Consider the following 18122-nt stretch of genomic DNA (forward strand, 5'->3'; position numbering starts at 1 on the left):
CAATTTACTGGGAAAGCAAAGAAGAATTTACGGATAAACGAATCCTGGCACAAGACACTGTAACTAAAAAGACTGTAGTAATACATCTTTCTTCCAGTGAATCTCGTGGTAGCAAAGAGCAGGTTACCATCTTATATCCAGAGTCTGAGAAAGATATACCTTCTTCAAATTCTGATGATAAAAAGCCAACACATTATGGATATGAGACCTTAACAAGAGTAGCAGCTCATCATCTATATGCACCTGAGAGGCTTATCAGCATTCCCGAAGGTATACATCGTATTAATGTTGCTCAGCATTCTGACAGTCACCTGATCAGAGGGTTAATAATAAATATGACCCCTGTTATCTCATTTTCCAGTGGTGGCCTATACATCACAGCAGTAAAACTTGAGAACAAACAGAAAGAACGAGTAATTCTAGACCCACGCCAAATTCGAGGGAAGTGGCTGGCAGCAACATTTCAACATGCCTCTCTAGGGCCAGCTGGTGAGATAACGGATACCACGGCTCTTTATCTAATTTCTGATCGACCATTTTGGGAGTCGTTCTAATGGCTGAAAAAAGGACTAACAAACTCATTCCTATCATCGCATTAGGACTGATAGTGATATTGGTAGCAGTTGTAGCTCGTAATTCTGATAAAGAAGCTGCCGAGCAAGTTAAGCAACTTAGGGATAATTATGTTCCTGATGGAGATACTACTGATGACACACTCCGAACATTAACAGCACTTGTGCAAGAGATGCGTGAGGAAAATGACAGGTTAATAGCAGAGCAAAATCAAATAAAAGAGCAGCTCGCCAACCGTCCTAAAGAGAATACAAACACAAAAACATCAATAGATTATTTGATGGAGCGTGTAGATGAATTAACAAACACCCAAAATGAAAATCCTCCAGAGCTAGATAGCTTTGATATGGACATTGAAATACCAGACATACAGCCGCAAACCGATATCTGGGTTGAACCCATTGGTGCATCAACGACTTTAGATGAAACAGGAATGACTCAAACTTCATTCAGTCCATCAACAACACTGGATACAGCATCTGACATTCTTGGTGATACTAGTGCTCTAGATAATAGCATTGGCCAAAGCATCACTGGCGGCACGAATCAAGAGATCATAGTTGAACCTGTTTACACAATTCCTAAAAACTCCACATTAATAGGATCAACATCAATGACAGCATTAATGGGACGTGTACCTATTAATGGCAGTGTCGAAGACCCTTACCCAGTAAAGATCATAGTTGGAAATGAAAACCTGACCGCAAATGGTCTTGAGCTGCCAGAAGTAAGCCATATGATCTTTTCGGGTACTGCCACTGGTGACTGGACTCTTTCATGTGTCAGAGCGGATCTAACATCGGTGACCTATGTTTTTGAAGATGGAACAATCCAGACGTTAAACGAAGGTGATCAAGAACTCCAGAATAGCAATGGCTCAGGAAATGTTAATCGACTTGCATGGATTTCAGATAACCGTGGTATTCCCTGTGTCTCAGGAAAAAGAATATCAAATGCAGGTGCCTTTCTTGCAAGTTCAATCTTTGCTAAAGGTATTGAAGCAGGGGCTAAAGCGGTCGCAGACGCTGAAACTACACGCATAGTATCGCCTCAAGGAGACACAACTTCATCAGTTACGGGCGATGCATTAAGAAACTCTGCCTATGAGACTCTTTCCGGTGGCACATCTGCAATCAGTGAATGGCTACAAAAAAGACAACAACAAACATTCGATGTGATCTATGTAGATACAGGTTCTAACGTAGCAGTCCACATTGATGCTGAATTACCTATTAACTACAAACCTAATGGCAGGAAATTAAGACATGCGCGTTTCAACAGTAAAGATATCAATCGTCGCCTTGATTAGTCTGTTATCAGCTTGTTCATACCAAACAAAAGATGACTTACTCCCTCAAACTGGACCAACTATGAAGGAATTATATCGTAATCACGAAAGTAGCCTGCTAGTTGGTAGCGAGAAAAAAGTATCCTCTACATCAGGGATTCGAGACCGACTCACTGGTAATAAAGACGTAGACTTAGCTGGATATACGCGTGATGTAAACAGCGAAATCGAGCAACAGTTTCCTCGTCTCCCCAACCCGACACTAGTAATGTACGTCTACCCGCATCTATCTACGGCCTCACGCCTACCAGTTCCGGGATATTCAACAGCCTTCCCTTTCTATGAACGTCCTGAATATGCAATGCCAGGTGAACTGTAATGCTTAATAGTCTATTTGAGAGAAAATCAACAACTACTCACACCCCATTAAGAAAAGAAGATGTTCGTAAAGACTATATTGAACAACCCTCGTTCACGAATCTACTTCCATGGAGAGAGTATGACAGTGAAAATCAGGTGTTCTTACTTGAAGATGGCAAAGGTATAGGTGCGCTTTTTGAAGTTGAGCCTGTTGGTGTAGAAGCGAAGACAGATGACTACATACTGGAAATACAGGAAAAACTACAAGCCACTATCACAGAAACAATACCTGAAGATAATGTTGCGCCATGGACCTTACAGTTCTTTGTTCAAGATGAACTAAGTGTAAGAACACTCACAGACCAGATTCGAGAATATGCACACCCAAGGGCAAAAGACACACCATATACAAAGCACTTCCTCGATGTAATGGATGAGCATTTACGACAAGTTGGTCAGCCAAACGGACTTTTCAATGATGAGGTTGTTACTGGTGGGAGATGGCAGGGAAAAAGACGCAAAGTACGCATGTGTCTATATAGATATTTTCCTGAAAACTACAAGTCCGATTACGATAGAGATGTTAGAGAATTAGGTCGAATTCGTAAAAGGTTAATAACCCAGTTTATAGGTATTGGAGTCAGAATACGGATTGGAGGTGGTAAGGAGCTATATGAATGGATGTTACGGTGGTTTAACCCCAATCCTGTTATCACTAAAGGCGATTGTGAGGAGTTATTAAAAGCTGCACCTTATCCTGGAGATGAAAACTTACCATACGGTTATGATCTAGCTGAACAATTGACTCTCACCCGTCCACGCTCAGATGCTGATAAAGGCGTCTGGTATTTTGATGGAATGCCCCATACGGCCATTAGTGTTCAAGCATTGAGAAGAGTACCTGAAAATGGAGTCTTCACTGCTGAGCGATCTTCAGGTGAGCATACATTTGCTATGTTCGACAGGATGCCTGAAGGCACAGTAATGTCGATGAGCATTGAAATAAAGCCAAGAGATCAAGTTACTAACCATCTTGGACGAATTATGCGTTCAGCTGTGGGAGACAATGCAGAAGCAGAAATAGCCAAACAGGAAGCTAAAATCGCTCAACATGAATTAGCAAAGAACAATACTTTATACCCGGTTTACATCAGCTTTCTGGCTCGTGCCGATAACCTTCAAAAACTAGATGATGCTGTTTCTATCATCGATTCTTTACTACTAAGTAACAGACTACAGCCAATTTCGGAAAAGGAAGACTTACTTAAACAGGACATGTACATCCGAAGTCTACCTATGAAGTTTGATAGCTTAATGGTACAAAAAAAACAGCGTCGTTCGAGACTTGTTTTTTCTCGTCATATTGCCTCATTGCTGCCTGTATATGGTCGGTCTAAGGGTACAAATCATCCAGGCCTTATGTATTTCAATCGTGGTGGCGAACCACTCTTAGTTGATCCATTAAACAACCAAGACCGCAAGAAGAATGCACATGCACTAATTATAGGCCCCACAGGTGCGGGTAAGTCTGCATCTCTTGTTGATGCAGTCATGAAGATTGTTGCAGTTCATAGGCCAAGAATCTTCATTGTTGAGGCTGGGGACTCTTTTGGTCTTCTTGGTGAGTATATGGTTAAACATGGATTAACTGTAAATCAAATGTCAGTTACACCTAGCGCTGACATCTCACTCCCACCATTTACAAATGCTATGAAGCTTCTTGAGCTGTCAGAAGAGGAAGTTGTAACCAAAGATGATGATGAATCAACCCTCGATGATGAGGAAGAGGACCGTGATTATTTAGGTGAGATGGAGTTAGCAGCTCGCGTAATGATCACTGGTGGTGAGAAGAAAGAAGATGACATGCTTCATCGTGCTGACAGGTTGGTAATAAGAAAAGCAATATACAGAGCAGCACAAAGCGCCAAAGATGATGGCCGAACACAAGTACTGACAGAAGATGTTGTTACTGCAATGCGTCAGACAGAAGATCTGGACCAAAATAGAACTGCACGAGCTATTGAGATGGCTGACGCGATGGAACTTTACTGTACCGGTGTTGAAGGAAAGCTTTTTAACCGAGTAGGCACTGAGTGGCCCGACGTAGACATAACTATCTTCGACATGGGCATACTCGCTAGAGAAGGTTATGAGGATAAATTAACTGTTGCCTACATGAGCTTAATGAATCACGTCCATGCTCTCGTCGAACGTGAACAGCATGAAGGTAGGCCAACACTCATGCTCACGGACGAAGGGCACATTATCACAAAGAATGCCACTTTAGCTCCATACATAATCAAGATAGTAAAGATGTGGAGGAAGCTAGGGGCGTGGTTCTGGATTGCTACTCAAAACTTAGAAGATTTTCCGGATGATAGCCGTCGAATGTTGGCTATGCTGGAGTGGTGGATCTGTCTAGTCATGCCTCGCGATGAAGTAACGCAAATATCACGGTTTAAGGATCTCACAAAAGAACAAGAATCAAAGCTGCTAGCAGCCAGAAAATCACCAGGACAATATACAGAAGGGGTGATTCTTACTGACAACCTTGATCCTCTATTCAGAGCTATACCTCCAGCAATATCACTGGCCTTAGCCATGACTGAACAACACGAAAAAGCAGAGCGCCGCGAGATTATGGAAGAAACAGGCTGTGACCGTGTTGATGCTGCTGAAATAGTTGCTGAGAGAATTAAAAAAGCTCGCCGTGAACACAGTTTGGAGGCCGCAGATGCATAAGCTGACATTTATTTTATTATTGTTATCATCCAACTTTACATATGCCAATCAACTTATCGTTGAAGCCTTCTACGATAAAAATACTCGACTAATTAATATTCATCTAGCTGAGAGAGTGTCATTACTGACAACATATGATCTGAGTGCGCCTGATAGATTCAATGAAAAATTGAGTAAAGGACTTTCTTCAGATCCGTTAATTGCTCAGAAACAAGCAAAAGAACGAATCCTAGCTCAAGGAAGTGAAATTCAATCCCAATTGATTTCTGCCTATGAGGGCTCTCTTAAAGCCATGCAGTATGAAATAACTAAATTACCTGCTGTCGTATTTAATAACGGTCAACAGGTAATCTATGGTGAAAGTGATGTTAACAAGGCAATAAAAATCTACTACGGAAAGGTAGGTAAATAATGAATAAGGCCTTAGTAATTACTTTATCTGCTTTACTTCCGTTTACAGTAAACGCTGACTCAGAGACTATCAATACCGCTGACATTATAGCTTCTGCAGCGAGCGCTTCATGCATAGACTACAAATTGGTTGGCGTATGTTTCTGGCTTAGATGCACTGGGAATAGCTGTGATGTTGAAACATCACCAAAAATTGCCCATCACAACCCAGATATTGTTGTTAGTGCTCATAATGGAATTGGAAGTAATCCATGGACTGAGGCAAATAGTATAGTTGGCAGTGTGTCTCAATCTGCCGTGGGCTCACTAATTAATAAAGCCGCTTCTATAGATGCTGGAAGTAATCAAACAAGCAAAGGAACAGATCTAAACACGCTGAAATTCAAGTCTAGTGATGCTATTGGACACCCAGTTTCCTCAATCTCATTTAGCTATAGCTGTCCTTCACAAGCCACTGCGTTCAATCCTTATTTTGTATCTGGAACAGACTCTATTGCCTGGCGTCTTGGAATCCCTGAGACAGCTTATCCAGATGCTCTTATTCCTGGAAGAAGAGAAATAGGAAGCTACCCATCGAACACATGGGGATCTGTTTACCCAAGAAGCGGTTTTATCTCTCAATCATCTGATGCAAAAGCAGCAGCAGTAATAGCTCAACGTGTTGGCGATATTGTTACACGAAGTGGACAGCCACATGTATATCAGTCTTTATCAGGCACTCCTAGCTATAACGGACGTATATGGCCACCTGGAGCATTAGAGGAAAATTCCAATAAAAATGGAAAGTGGCAAATGCTTGCTCCAAAAATATCAAATAGCTGCACTGTATTTGGTGAGAACGACACTACATCTCTAGCTGGTTGGGATGGAAATGGTAACAACGCATTAACCGGCAACTATGCTTGGACGTTATGGCGTTCTTATCAATGCTGTGAAAGAAAAGGCCAGCTTTTTCTATATAGCGTTAATTTCATGTCATACCCATAAGGACCACGTTTTGAAACATAAATATTTAGCATTAGTTACTTCCCTCATGTTCTCAGCAAATGCAACAGCTGTCGGATTACAAATTCCTGACTCAGAGTCGGGCTGGTATTACAGTATTGGTGGTCAACGCTCAATTTCAGCACCAGCTTCACCAATTACAAACAGCATAATTCTCGGAGGGTCACTTGACTGGGGTAGTGGCTTCAATTGTAGTGCATTTGATCCAACTCTTGGCGTCGCTAACACATTAAACCAAGTAAAGAATGGTGTTGATGCAATACAACAACAGGTAACTGATGCTGCTACTGGAGCAATTGCCTCACTACCTCTTTTAATGCTGCAGCGTGCCAATCCTGGTTTATATGAAATGCTTATGAATAGTATGGCAAGAGCACAACAAGGCGTCAGGGTCTCGACACAAAGCTGCGAACAAATGCAAAAGACTATTTCTCAAGGTGGAAACCCATTGGAAGGATGGATTGATATCTCTCGCACACACGACTGGAAAGACCAGATGGGTAATGGAGGTTATAGGAGTGCATCGGTAGATGTTGTTGAAGCCAAAGAAACGGTAGAAAAAAACAACGGTGATAACGGTGTTACATGGCTTGAAGGCACTAAGGCTGGAGGGAGAGGGCAGAGACCAATCAACATACCTACAGATATAGTTAAAGCAGGCTATAACCAGGCCTTAAATCGCGGTGCAAATTCTAATATGGCTGCTACAAATAATAGCGGTAGAGTTGCTGAACTATGGTCTTCTCCAAATGAACTGATGGTCTTCAGTCGGTCATTACTAGGTGAAGAAAAGATAAGAACTTATTCCGACCGGCCTACAGAGACAGTACCTTCCAGAGGTATGGCATTTGAAATCAATAAAGAAGTCGAAAGGTTAACTCCAAAATATGATGCTTTAATCGATGGGAGTATGGAATTAAGCGGTGATAACTTGCTGGCTATATCCTCTCCCAGCGTAGTTATAACATCCGGCACTATTCAATCTTTGAGGAAGATGACACCTGCAGAGAGAACTATTCTTAAGAATCGTTTAATACTAGAGGTTGCAACTGCAATAGTGATTGAGAAAGCATTGATGCTGATCAGGCTTCTTGGCTCAGGCTCACAAGAACCTAATGTTTCACAAAATGGACCAGCTCAAGAATCTGCCCAGAAATATACTGACCGCCTCCAGCAGTCAATTGACGAAACACTATTCGAACATGAAATGAATAAACGTTTAGCGTCATCAACATCACAAACAATTAGAGACATTGATGCACTAAAAGAGCGTATTGGCAATGCAGTAAGAACCCCAACTGGACGCAGCAACACGCCTAATCAAACTATCGATTCTGAGAGAGAATAATGGCTGGTTCGAAAAGAGCACATCGATATTTAAAGGGATCGTTAAAATTCCTTGTGGTAACGACATTAGTGATTATCGTGTCATATGGTCTATTAAATGTAGTTGCAGAAACACATGAAACAGCGACTGCATTACTTCAAGCAATGGGTTCTATCGAGTCGAAACTACGATATTTAAGATGGTTACTTCTAGCAGTCATCATTATCTTCTGGGATGAAATTATCCAAGCTATAGCTAGTTACAAAAAGCTAGATGAATCACAGACTTTATACGCAAAACATATGCGCTGGCGAATTGCTGCTTATATTATCGCTTTCGATATCTTTGTCGTAGAAGCTCTTCCTGCCCAAATATTGAGTTAAATTATGGCTACCGGTAGTTTTATTGAGATGTTTATGACCACTTTTGGGTGGCATTTGTATGAAATAGTGTGGGGGATAATATCTAGCACTGGTTTAGCATATCTACCTTTCTTCGCGGTCATAATCGATAATGTTATCAAACCGATTGAAAGCCAAGAAGCAAAAGCTGCTGCTGTTACATCACTTAGACGACTAGAGATAGACATCATTAGACTCATCTTTATGATGATACTTGCTGTGTCACCCTATATGACAATCCAATTCGGTGCTATTTCCTATACTAAGGCCTGTCAAGCTGATACTGGAACTCCCGGTGAGACAATAAAAGCTGGAAACTCGGGCACAAGATTTGACTCGATTTTCAAATCAAATCTATTGAATAATCAGGAGGCTAAAGCACCACCATGGTTCTATATAGTTATGTCTATCACTGGTGGTATAAATGATGCCGTTATTGTTCGATTACCTTGTGAAATCAACATGCGTCAGGCGGCGTATGAAATGTCTTCTACAAACATTCAAAATCCTCATCTAAAAAGACAAACAGAAAGATTCGTAAAGGAATGCTACAAACCTGCTGTAGCTGATTTTTATAATGAGCGAAGACAATTGCCGGATGAATTCGAAATTAATGATATAGACTGGCCAGGCTCGAAGTACTTTAACCAAAACTATTACAATTCAGCCTATGCAAAACATCAAGTTCCTGGTTTCAGATTTGATAAAAACCGAGAGAGTGACAAGGCATATGTCTCAAAAGATCAAGAGGGTGCTACACCTGAATATGGATATCCTAGTTGTAGCGAGTGGTGGAACTCTCCACAAGGTATCAAGGCTGGACTTGTAGAAGAATTTCCAGCCCCTTTAATGCATAAAATAACGACATGGACTGCTGAATCTAGTCTCGAAGCAGAAAATCAAGCTATCAGGCAAATGCTAAAGAATGAAGGTCCAGAAATGACTAAAGGCCTTGATATAAGTGGAAATGGAAAGTCTAGTGGCCTAGATAGAGAAAGTTTCACGGATGCCATTTATGATGTTGGTGGCTCGATCATTGGTACATCTGGTGTTTGGTTGGCAGAAGTTCTTATCGCTCCAGTAACTTATGCAGTTACACAAATGGCCCCGTATGTTCAAGCAACCATGTTGATGACCACATATTTTTTATTACCATGGGTTCTTATAGTTGGTAACTATTCATGGAGTACTATAAAGACAGCAACCATAACAATATTTGCAGTTAAGTTCTGGACATCTATATGGGCTGTTGCCGACTTTCTTGATAATAAATTAGCTCAGGTCTTGAGTGAAGCTAGTGGTAACACTGGGATAATGGGATTCTTCGATCATCAAAATCAGCTCATGGCATCAATGATAGATATTATTATGCTTGGAATTTATACAGCTGTACCTTATTACTTTTTGCAAATGTTAGGCTGGGCTGGTGAGCATGGCGCATCTGCACCTACAAGTACAACGTCGGCTATGACAAATGAAGGCAGAGCTGCTGGTCAAAAAGGGGCCTCCATAGCTGAAGGTGCAATCACGAAGTAAACCAAGAGAGCATAGCTCTCTTGGTATTTAATTTATTCGTAATACTGACCAAACAATCGGCGTGCTTTTTGCGCTTCTGATTCATGTCCATGATAACCAAAGACATTTCTGTCTTGGTAATCTCGACCTGAAGCCGATTTGCTTTTTGCATGTAGTTTCAAAACGTATCTGAATGTCTGCCATGAAAACTTGATTGCGGCCCACGTCAATAAGGCTAAAACAACCATGAATTTGCCCTCAGTAGAATTAATCGCTTTGTGACGAGCAGTTTTACTTATCAGTGCAATGAGTATGAACAAGATTTGTAAACCGACAGCGACTAATGATGCTAAGAAAAAAAATGGGGCTACCCTCACAAAAACATCGAATATAGCCAGCAACAGGGCTATAGCAACAGTAATGGCAGCTATAAATGGCATTAACTTAACCATTGGTTTTAGTCGATAAGGAATCGACTGCTCATGTACTTCTGTTGTTATTTTTTTGTAAAACATGAATAGCCATCCTGGAATAGTTATGAAAGCTATTACTAGAAGAAAAACTGTTGTTATATCACTCATGATTAATAAACCTTTAATGTTGAACACATCCAGTCAGAAAGCAACTATCAAGGTCTTTTGTGCAGCCTGTTACAGTGCTAACAATGATTATTCTTGTGAATGTCTATAACTATAAGTTTATAACGCTTCATTGATAGCGCAAGCTCTGAGAGCACAATCTATAGAGCTTAATAAAAGAAGTGTCTACTAGTTCATATTCTGTGTACTCAAAGACAATGGTATAAGCTTGAATGGCTTTATATAAAGCGATATGATTCAGACTTCTTTGTAACTATAGAATTTAGTTACAGGAAGTGCCACAACCACTTCATGTTGTGCCCATATGTAACTGATTATAGACCGGTTACGATGTTAATTCCCATACCTCTACGGATGTATGGAAGCATCAACCCATAAGGGGATTTATCTCTCCTTATGGGGGATAGATCTATCTCCATGGGTTGCTTTAATCAACTTTGAGGAGAAAGAAAGATGCAAGATATCATTCCCACATTAGCCACTACTGCTTTTCTTGTTTTTTGTTACGATCAAAAAGTCATTGCTTCACTGCAGCGCCAAGGAAAATACGATCCTGATACACATCAAACGGTACTATCAAGGTTGTTTTTATCACCAGTAAAATTGTTGTTATCACCTCTTTTACTACGCTTAAATCCAAATAGTGAGGAGAGCACAACTTGGAAGCCAGAAGGTGATTTGAGTTTGTTTCAATATGACACAACAGTATGCCTGGACAGTAAAGGAATGAAGACGCGTTTATCCTATTTTTTTGATGATAACCAGCACGCTTGGTACATGATAGAAAATATTAACAATAAAGGCGTTACGGTTAAGCCACCCCGGTTTGAACCTGCTACAGTATCGTTCGATGCTAAAAAGCTTCAGTACGTGATGTAGACATGCCAGCCTCATTCAGAAATGAATGGGGCTTTTTCCTTTGATGATACCTTAATCCCTTATTCACTTTATCTAACCGGCATTAACCAATATCCGGTTATTCCTACACATTTATTGCTTAAACATCTAAATTTGCCGGACTTACCTCCCGGAGACAAAGATGTTTGGTCGACGAAAAAAAAAACCACCTGCATCATCCACAATTCCATCAGACGGAATACCATTTCTAACTGCAAGCGATCTGCTCAGTCCTCATGAACGACTCATTAAGAAAATAAGAAATGACGCCGGATGTACGCGAGAATACTTTGATAATTATTACTTACCTGCATTAGAGCGACTTGCTGAGATGCTGCAATTGAGACCTTTTGGGCATGAAGGAGAGTATGCAAAGAAAGGTGGCGCTATTCAAGTTGCCATTAAGCGTGTTGCACTCACACTAAAACTCAGATTAGGAACTTTACTTCCACTTAAATGCAAACCAGAGGAAATATCGCATAGAGGAGAATGTTGGACGTATGGACTATTCATTACCGCTCTTCTAAGAGATTTTGGCGGTCAAATGCTTGGAGTAAAGATAATAGGATTTACTAAAGTAGATAAAGCCGCGGGTGAATGGATTTGTTGGAAACATTCTATGAATGAATATCATCACTACAGGATGAAGAAAGAAGAGGGCATAACTAGGTCACTCTCATATACAACCACTGCTTTACATATTCGAGATATTGTACCGACTCACGGTATTGAGTGGATCTACAGTGATTTAGAGCTTATGGACTGTATGCTAGATATACTCACCGGTGCACGAAAGATTCAAGATAACCCTCTTTACTCCATTATTGTACGGGCAACATCGACACTTCGAGATGAAATCACATTTGAAGCAGCAATGAATACTCTTGAAGAAGGAACACAGAATAACGAACCTCAAAGTTCTACTAATGAGCTCATTGATAAGGAGACTGGTGAAATATCGATAGTAAGTGCAAAAACAGATATGCGGCATACTGGTATTGATACACCTACAACTATTACCCCCTCAAGTGGCCAGGTAGAAACATTACCATCAAATGATATCCCACCTAAAATGGATGACCCACCTCAAAGCATTGAAGACTACCCACCTGAACCGGAAGATGAGGTAACTCCTCAGAATTTTGTTGCAAGACTCAAAATTGATATGCAAAAAAAACGTATTACTCCTGAATACGCAAAATCTGAAGGTAATAATATTAAAGTTAAATATCCGAGTACATTCCGGAGTTATACCGATAGTCCATCTGAGCTACTTAATGATCTGAGACTCCTTGGACAGGTTATTGAGGAAGGTGCTGTGAAAGGAATATCCTCTGACCGCATAATTATACTTAAAGGTTAAATTGCCAGGATAAATAAACAAAGGTAAGATTATTTTTAATGAGTTCTGCGTACTTGATTTTTCAAGTACCTGAAGTCTCACAGCTACTTTATGCTGTGCTATAAAATACTGACTAAGGTTAGTATTTAGAATATGTCGCTGCCTCTGATGAAGCAGTAAACCTCAACCCTGAAGGGAGAATGTCTCCCTTCAGGGGATGTTCTCCCTTTTTTAATGGAGAATATATATGAGGCAAAACTACAAAGATATGAAGGATGATGTAAGGAAAATGGCAATCGCTCTCATGATTGCTGGACTTGCAGGATATATCCTTGACAGTGTTGGTCTAATTAATACGTCTATAATAGTAGGTATTGGACTAACCCTTTGGATCTTTGGGTTAGTTGAACGTGATGCTATGGAGGAAGAGTGATGGAAATTGCAGCATTAATAGGTGTATTAGTACTGGGTGTTTATGCGGTAGCAAGCTACCAAGAACATCATTATTCCAAAAAACATAAAAAACACAAAAAAAACTAACACAAGAGATTACTTCCACGGAAATAATCAAAAGCCCCTGTCACTCAACATGTCAGGGGCTTTTTTTTCAAATAAAAAATCAGAAAGCTAGCCAGGATTAAAACAAAGCATCGACTCCAGCTTGTGATATTAATTCGATTTCATTATCAACGTCAGTTTGTCGTGGCTGATGAATTTCATTTTGCTTAGTGTTTCCAGTTTGGGCCTGTCCATTTAGTTTACCTAGCTGTACAAGACCTAAAAGCATTAACTTTCTTGCCTGATAAGCGCGGCCACGATCACTAAACATAGATAGATATTCGTATAGTTCAGGATCTTCTTTACGAGGTATTTTTTGGTTCATTCTAATCTGTTCAACCATCAGGCTACCTCACGATTTAGCTTTGCAAACCAGGCTTCACCAATCTTTTGAAAACCAAGTACATTTGCCACGACAGAATTCTCATCACAGTGAATGTTATGTTTTGGAAGTAGTTTCTTGATTGGATCCAGAAAGATTTTTGCTCCACCACCCACAAGGATGATCTGATCTATGCTTCTACCATCACCCACTTTATTGGATATTGCATCGACTGCCGGCATAATCTCACTGACTGCAGTTTGGTGGTATTTTGTTAAATCTATATTCTGGCCATACAATCTAAACTGACCTTTTCTGATACCTTCATCAATATGAGAGATATTGTCGTAATTAATCTTTAAATCCTCACTTATTCCCTTTGCTATAGCTTTAAGGTAAGCACTCATACCTGTTGGATGACTACCACTTTTACCACTAATCTCTCTCAATCCCGTTGAGACAAGAAAGTCCACGGTGAAAAAGCCAGGATCAATAAGTAGGTTACGAGTGCTGCTCAACTCTTCTAGCAATTTAGCTTGTGATGCGTAGTGAAGGAAACCTCCCAAGGGTTGAGAAATTGCGTTGACTTTGCGAACTTGAACATCTCGATTACCAACGCGATGTGTACCTGTAAGGATCTTCTCCAAAATAGCCCGCTTGCTACCCATCAAATCGACTGGTAATCCCACAACGAGAAGGTCTATTACATCAACATTCATTTGTGAGATGGCACCGTATAATAGAGCCATATAGTCCTCAGTCTCGATATAATTATCGTGCATTATGCGAACTCCACCCTCTAGAGCAGCATCAACGCCAGGACCTACTTCATAGTTATTGCCATTAACAACAACCTGGTAAATATCTTCACTCTCTTGAAAGCTGTTTTTATTAACGCTTGGCCGGTTCACAATAGAAGGGAAATGATCAGCCACAGCTATACCATCAATAACATTTCGTATGTATTTAGTATTGCCATAACCTACGTCTACAGCACGGATAACAGGTGTTTTATTCACGAACGTTCCTCCACGGAAATTAGAAACGCGCACAGAGAAGGCGTGATAGCTAGAATAAGTGCGCAGAATTAAATATGAAATGTGGCCTAGAGATGGCCGTTTTGATGCACACTTCCGTGGAAGTTATGCGCAGGAGCGTCAGTAATGACGTGCATGAGTAGGTTACATCGAGCCCCCCTATAAAATCAAGCCCCTAAGAGTCCCACAGGACTCCTGTAGAACACGTCCAAGATATTCTCATCAACAATCCTCTCTAAAATTTGAATAAACGATCCATCACAAGTCCTGCGAGACATCGGCAGGACACCCTAAGTACAAAAACTCACATATTTCTCAGTTTTCTCAAAAAAGCACTTAAATTGGATTGAAAAAAAACATGCTGGAGACTGAGGGGACGAACCAGAATAGAAACCACAGTAAAAACAAGACGATGTAGGAATAATGAGATCTTTATTCCGGACTTAGAGAAAAAATCACTCCGTCAAAATACTTGACAGACTAGGGGGGTATGATCTGAAAATGTACCCAATCTTCAAAAGGGCCCGTTGGGTCTGAAGAGAGCAGCAAGCCAACTGCACATCAAATGGCTCTCTCTAGGCGTTGTTTATCAAACGATGCCCACTCAAAACAAAGACAAAAGAACTGAAATATGCTGAAAAATGCATGTTGTCAGATATCTATGTCTGAAATTCATCATGGACACGGTAACAATCGGATTGCTATGGCGATCAAAGTCCAACAAGTAGGCTGTCTCTATGGAGACACGCATCAATCTAAGTACAGCGAGCTACGGCTTGCCTGTAATCCATACGAAACCACAAAAAGAGTGGCCAAAAACCTGATGTAAACAAAGTCTGCGATCGGAGTAGCGTTTTACTAGGGCGGACATAACGTGATCGAGCATCCTGCTGGCGGGGATTATTGGGAACAAATTCAATCACGATCGTATTTTTGTGTGTATCAAAACCAACCGAACACTTTGTCTATCTTTGACAGGGAGAAACAAAGTGGCTGACTATCGTAAAAATGTCTGTGAAGGGGTAGGTCGAACATCTACCAAAGCTTTGCAGTGATAGAAGCATCATGTCGGGTCTGAACCAAGCCTTCCATGAAAGATATAACTCACGTTTAAGATGATGCCGCAGTTAAGAGCTGCACCTGATGAGAGTTCCCTATCGTATGGTGATTGATTGATAACTACTGATGAAAACTAATGAGTGAATAGAGAGGAAAAGCTGCTTATGTAAATAGATAAAAACTGGAGATAAAAAAATGGATCATTCATTACACGAACCATACAAACCTCAGCTGACAGTTACTGATGGTGTGTATGTATTTGCTGCACCAGAAATGCGTGGGCGACTAAATAGAAATGGTAAACCTTGGACGGTCAGAACCATATTTGTTTATAACGTTCAGCAAGTGCTCTATCGGAATAATTCTAAACATGCAAAACGTCAGAAACCTGTTTCTGAAAAAACAAAAGCAAATAGATTTAATGAAATACGCTCTATGGCACATACACTCCATGACCTGGGGTACCGGATTACGTTGCCTACCCATATTCGTCAAAAGCACGTTAAAGCTTTGACACATTTCTGGGAAGCTAGAGAAGACCTCCAGACTGCCTCTGTAGTGCAAAAAGTATCTATTCTAAGAACCTTTTTGCGGTGGATGGGTAAAGAGGGTGTCATTACTGGACTTAGTGATAAAGAGCTATTTTCCAAACCAGAATTAATGAAGAGAGAATATGTAGCGAAAGAAGATAAAAGCTGGGATGACAAGTACGACATTGATGAGCTAATTCAAAAAGTAAGTGATGACTGCAAGTATTGTGGCCGTCAGTTAAAGCTATCGCATCTATTTGGACTTAGAGCAAAAGAATCAATGTTATTTAGACCCAACCTGGATTACGACAGAGAAGGGCAATTCATTCATGTTCGTCGTGGCACTAAAGGTGGCCGACCCAGAACTGTACCTGTTGAATCAGCAGAGCAACGGCAATACCTGGAAGAGCTTCAGTCATATAGTTATGACACTAATGAGTCAATGATTCCTCGTCGCTCAGATCCAAAGAGCTGGATTAAACATTTTTACCGGGTAACCAAAAGAAATGGAATTTCAAGAGAAACAGGTATAACGCCACACGGCCTGAGACATGGTTACGCACAAAGACTATATACACGCACTACAGGTCATCCTGCAGCAGTAAAAGATGTACCGAAAATTGCACGAGATATAGATATGATTGAGGAAAGGATAGCCAGGCTCATGGTTTCTGAAAACCTTGGCCATAGCAGGGAATCAATCACGAGCGCTTACATAGGGAGTAACGATTAATGTGTTATTCCCATTCAGATATGTCATCAACATGTACCTATTCTCTAATGTCTAGGAGTTACTATTTAAGCGATAACCATTGGGATCGACTTTTAGATATTGTTATTACAACAGGGCAAGTAGATAACCTGAGCACAACAGCTCTTGATGTCCTCAATAGAATTAGCGATAACGGGGACCCAAGCACATATGTATCACTTGTTCAGTTGCACGAGTTAAAACAAAAAACTGGCAAAAGATACTCGAGTGTTTTTAGAGCTATTTCAGAGTTAGTTGAAGCAGAAATTGTCATCCATCGCTATGACATTGATGCTTCAGTTTACATGCTTCATCCACGTTTAATTCATTCAGTCACAAGGATGGTTTCGTGATTAGAGTCAGAAATGATCTACAAACAGCATTCATTCCTCCAAGACCACTAAAACTGCATGATGATGATTATGACGATGACAGGATTACTGTATATTTTGAAGAGACCTACCAGGGTGCTGTAGTGATCATTTCAGGCTCAGTTCACTTGGCAACATTACCAAGTGTAAAAGAAGCAGTAAAACTAGCCAGCTATACCATTATCGGAGCACAATATTGTATTAGGCTCGAGTTAATACCTGATCTCGAATCGAACCACATCACACATCAGAGCTTTGAGGAGTGGCTTACAAGCTGCTCAGAATAAGCTATACAAGTAATACTTGGCGATTAAAATATACTTGTAACGCATAACGTTACATGTTACTATAAATCATGATTAAATCTTTTAAAGACCAGGAGCTTGAAGACTTCTATTTTCACGGCACAACAGCCCGTGGAATACCTAAAGCTATCGAAGGTGCTTTAAGGCGTAAACTAGATATAGTCCATGCCGCCGAAGCAGAGAATGATTTAAAAGTCCCGCCCGGCAATCGCTTTGAGCACTTATCTGGGAAACTGAATGACCGGTGTTCAATTCGTGTGAACAGGAAATACCGGTTGATATTCAAATGGGATGATGGTGAAGCTATTGACCTTTACCTAGATCCACATGAATATAAATGATGAGGTAATTATTATGATGAAAGAATTGAAAATACCTGCTCACCCAACTCCTGTAGGCGAAATGCTAACTGAAGAATTCTTAATTCCTTTAGAAGTCAGCCAAGGACAATTAGCAAGAGCCATGGGGGTTAGTCGCAAGACTGTAAACGAACTTTGCGTTGGTCGTCGAAGCGTAACCGTAGAAACGGCCTTGTTGTTATCAAAAGTACTTGGCACTACATCTGGCTTCTGGCTTAACTTACAGATCATGAATGACATGTGGCAGGCTCAACATAACGAATCATTCACAGAAAAACTTGATCATGCTGCACGATTAGTCGAGGTTGCATAATAACTAAATCATTTTTGGACGATGAAAAGTTACTAAAGACTAAAAAAATGAATCTAG

General features: G+C 40.5%; 20 protein-coding genes. 17 read left to right on the top strand and 3 right to left on the bottom strand.

Going from position 1 to position 18122, the window contains the following annotated elements:
* The 9 genes from MAMP_RS10735 to MAMP_RS10775 form a co-directional block, all read left to right on the top strand.
* A partial coding sequence (locus MAMP_RS10735) for a TIGR03749 family integrating conjugative element protein (RefSeq protein ID WP_040576520.1) occupies positions 1–554 on the top strand: 554 nt, incomplete at its 5' end.
* Positions 554–1882 carry a TIGR03752 family integrating conjugative element protein gene (locus MAMP_RS10740; protein WP_007146067.1) on the top strand — a complete coding sequence of 443 codons (1329 nt, stop codon included), beginning with the start codon at positions 554–556 and terminating at the stop codon, positions 1880–1882. The genes MAMP_RS10735 and MAMP_RS10740, both read left to right, overlap by 1 nt.
* Complete coding sequence (locus tag MAMP_RS15925; RefSeq protein ID WP_083821527.1) at positions 1839–2240, top strand: TIGR03751 family conjugal transfer lipoprotein; 402 nt, start codon at positions 1839–1841, stop codon at positions 2238–2240. Before MAMP_RS10740 ends, MAMP_RS15925 begins: the two co-directional genes overlap by 44 nt.
* Positions 2240–4963, top strand: a complete 2724-nt coding sequence (locus tag MAMP_RS10750) for a conjugative transfer ATPase (protein ID WP_007146068.1) — start codon at positions 2240–2242, stop codon at positions 4961–4963. The genes MAMP_RS15925 and MAMP_RS10750 overlap by 1 nt, the downstream gene beginning before the upstream one ends.
* Entirely contained in the window at positions 4956–5375 is a 420-nt protein-coding gene (locus tag MAMP_RS15730) for a TIGR03757 family integrating conjugative element protein (RefSeq protein WP_007146069.1), read from the top strand. Before MAMP_RS10750 ends, MAMP_RS15730 begins: the two co-directional genes overlap by 8 nt.
* The gene (locus tag MAMP_RS10760; RefSeq protein WP_007146070.1) at positions 5375–6361 is read left to right on the top strand and encodes a TIGR03756 family integrating conjugative element protein; all 987 of its coding nucleotides are present in this window, start codon (positions 5375–5377) and stop codon (positions 6359–6361) included. The genes MAMP_RS15730 and MAMP_RS10760 overlap by 1 nt, the downstream gene beginning before the upstream one ends.
* Positions 6362–6371: 10 nt before the next feature.
* Positions 6372–7727 carry an integrating conjugative element protein gene (locus MAMP_RS10765; RefSeq protein WP_007146071.1) on the top strand — a complete coding sequence of 452 codons (1356 nt, stop codon included), beginning with the start codon at positions 6372–6374 and terminating at the stop codon, positions 7725–7727.
* The gene (locus MAMP_RS10770) at positions 7727–8089 is read left to right on the top strand and encodes a hypothetical protein (RefSeq protein WP_007146072.1); all 363 of its coding nucleotides are present in this window, start codon (positions 7727–7729) and stop codon (positions 8087–8089) included. Before MAMP_RS10765 ends, MAMP_RS10770 begins: the two co-directional genes overlap by 1 nt.
* A 3-nt stretch (positions 8090–8092) precedes the next feature.
* Positions 8093–9643 carry a conjugal transfer protein TraG N-terminal domain-containing protein gene (locus MAMP_RS10775; protein ID WP_007146073.1) on the top strand — a complete coding sequence of 517 codons (1551 nt, stop codon included), beginning with the start codon at positions 8093–8095 and terminating at the stop codon, positions 9641–9643.
* Positions 9644–9675: 32 nt separating this feature from the next.
* Here the strand turns inward: MAMP_RS10775 and MAMP_RS10780 are convergent, their stop codons facing one another.
* On the bottom strand, positions 9676–10203 hold the full coding sequence (locus tag MAMP_RS10780; RefSeq protein WP_139031922.1) for a DUF1385 domain-containing protein: 528 nt from the start codon (positions 10201–10203) through the stop codon (positions 9676–9678).
* A gap of 471 nt (positions 10204–10674) precedes the next feature.
* On the opposite strand from MAMP_RS10780, the gene MAMP_RS10785 reads away from it, so the two are divergent.
* The 3 genes from MAMP_RS10785 to MAMP_RS10795 all read left to right on the top strand — a co-directional run bounded on the left by MAMP_RS10785 (position 10675) and on the right by MAMP_RS10795 (position 12893).
* Positions 10675–11100 (top strand): hypothetical protein, encoded by a 426-nt coding sequence (locus tag MAMP_RS10785; RefSeq protein ID WP_007146075.1) that lies wholly within the window; start codon positions 10675–10677, stop codon positions 11098–11100.
* Between the two features lie 160 nt (positions 11101–11260).
* Positions 11261–12481, top strand: coding sequence for a TraI domain-containing protein (locus MAMP_RS10790; protein WP_007146076.1), 1221 nt, complete (start codon positions 11261–11263; stop codon positions 12479–12481).
* A gap of 226 nt (positions 12482–12707) precedes the next feature.
* The gene (locus MAMP_RS10795; protein WP_040576521.1) at positions 12708–12893 is read left to right on the top strand and encodes a hypothetical protein; all 186 of its coding nucleotides are present in this window, start codon (positions 12708–12710) and stop codon (positions 12891–12893) included.
* A gap of 204 nt (positions 12894–13097) precedes the next feature.
* On the opposite strand, the gene MAMP_RS10800 is transcribed toward MAMP_RS10795, so the two are convergent.
* Positions 13098–13361 carry a hypothetical protein gene (locus MAMP_RS10800; RefSeq protein WP_007146077.1) on the bottom strand — a complete coding sequence of 88 codons (264 nt, stop codon included), beginning with the start codon at positions 13359–13361 and terminating at the stop codon, positions 13098–13100.
* The gene (locus tag MAMP_RS10805; protein ID WP_007146078.1) at positions 13361–14359 is read right to left on the bottom strand and encodes a PRTRC system protein D; all 999 of its coding nucleotides are present in this window, start codon (positions 14357–14359) and stop codon (positions 13361–13363) included. Before MAMP_RS10805 ends, MAMP_RS10800 begins: the two co-directional genes overlap by 1 nt.
* A gap of 649 nt (positions 14360–15008) precedes the next feature.
* Between MAMP_RS10805 and MAMP_RS16150 the strand changes: the two genes are divergently transcribed.
* From MAMP_RS16150 to MAMP_RS10830, 5 genes are all read left to right on the top strand, one after another.
* Entirely contained in the window at positions 15009–15206 is a 198-nt protein-coding gene (locus tag MAMP_RS16150; protein ID WP_007146079.1) for a hypothetical protein, read from the top strand.
* A gap of 425 nt (positions 15207–15631) precedes the next feature.
* Positions 15632–16699 carry a tyrosine-type recombinase/integrase gene (locus MAMP_RS10810; protein ID WP_007146081.1) on the top strand — a complete coding sequence of 356 codons (1068 nt, stop codon included), beginning with the start codon at positions 15632–15634 and terminating at the stop codon, positions 16697–16699.
* Between the two features lie 367 nt (positions 16700–17066).
* Positions 17067–17375: a hypothetical protein gene (locus MAMP_RS10820; protein ID WP_007146082.1), complete on the top strand. Its 309-nt coding sequence runs from the start codon at positions 17067–17069 to the stop codon at positions 17373–17375.
* 68 nt (positions 17376–17443) lie between these two features.
* A complete protein-coding gene (locus tag MAMP_RS10825; protein WP_007146083.1) occupies positions 17444–17734 on the top strand; it encodes a type II toxin-antitoxin system RelE/ParE family toxin in 291 nt (96 codons plus the stop codon).
* 13 nt (positions 17735–17747) lie between these two features.
* Positions 17748–18065: a HigA family addiction module antitoxin gene (locus MAMP_RS10830; protein WP_007146084.1), complete on the top strand. Its 318-nt coding sequence runs from the start codon at positions 17748–17750 to the stop codon at positions 18063–18065.
* The last annotated feature ends 57 nt before the right edge of the window (positions 18066–18122 follow it).

This window comes from Methylophaga thalassica MP, from assembly GCF_000214595.1.
GTDB classification, from domain to species: Bacteria; Pseudomonadota; Gammaproteobacteria; order Nitrosococcales; family Methylophagaceae; genus Methylophaga; species Methylophaga thalassica.

Bases quoted from the DNA above. Each gene is read 5' to 3' on its own strand.
- MAMP_RS10740 (WP_007146067.1), top strand. From the start codon at position 554: ATGGCTGAAAAAAGGACTAACAAACTCATTCCTATCATCGCATTAGGA.
- MAMP_RS15925 (WP_083821527.1), top strand. From the start codon at position 1,839: ATGCGCGTTTCAACAGTAAAGATATCAATCGTCGCCTTGATTAGTCTG.
- MAMP_RS10750 (WP_007146068.1), top strand. From the start codon at position 2,240: ATGCTTAATAGTCTATTTGAGAGAAAATCAACAACTACTCACACCCCA.
- MAMP_RS15730 (WP_007146069.1), top strand. From the start codon at position 4,956: ATGCATAAGCTGACATTTATTTTATTATTGTTATCATCCAACTTTACA.
- MAMP_RS10760 (WP_007146070.1), top strand. From the start codon at position 5,375: ATGAATAAGGCCTTAGTAATTACTTTATCTGCTTTACTTCCGTTTACA.
- MAMP_RS10770 (WP_007146072.1), top strand. From the start codon at position 7,727: ATGGCTGGTTCGAAAAGAGCACATCGATATTTAAAGGGATCGTTAAAA.
- MAMP_RS10775 (WP_007146073.1), top strand. From the start codon at position 8,093: ATGGCTACCGGTAGTTTTATTGAGATGTTTATGACCACTTTTGGGTGG.
- MAMP_RS10780 (WP_139031922.1), bottom strand. From the start codon at position 10,203: ATGAGTGATATAACAACAGTTTTTCTTCTAGTAATAGCTTTCATAACT.
- MAMP_RS10785 (WP_007146075.1), top strand. From the start codon at position 10,675: ATGCAAGATATCATTCCCACATTAGCCACTACTGCTTTTCTTGTTTTT.
- MAMP_RS10790 (WP_007146076.1), top strand. From the start codon at position 11,261: ATGTTTGGTCGACGAAAAAAAAAACCACCTGCATCATCCACAATTCCA.
- MAMP_RS10795 (WP_040576521.1), top strand. From the start codon at position 12,708: ATGAGGCAAAACTACAAAGATATGAAGGATGATGTAAGGAAAATGGCA.
- MAMP_RS10800 (WP_007146077.1), bottom strand. From the start codon at position 13,361: ATGGTTGAACAGATTAGAATGAACCAAAAAATACCTCGTAAAGAAGAT.
- MAMP_RS16150 (WP_007146079.1), top strand. From the start codon at position 15,009: ATGCTGAAAAATGCATGTTGTCAGATATCTATGTCTGAAATTCATCAT.
- MAMP_RS10810 (WP_007146081.1), top strand. From the start codon at position 15,632: ATGGATCATTCATTACACGAACCATACAAACCTCAGCTGACAGTTACT.
- MAMP_RS10825 (WP_007146083.1), top strand. From the start codon at position 17,444: ATGATTAAATCTTTTAAAGACCAGGAGCTTGAAGACTTCTATTTTCAC.
- MAMP_RS10830 (WP_007146084.1), top strand. From the start codon at position 17,748: ATGATGAAAGAATTGAAAATACCTGCTCACCCAACTCCTGTAGGCGAA.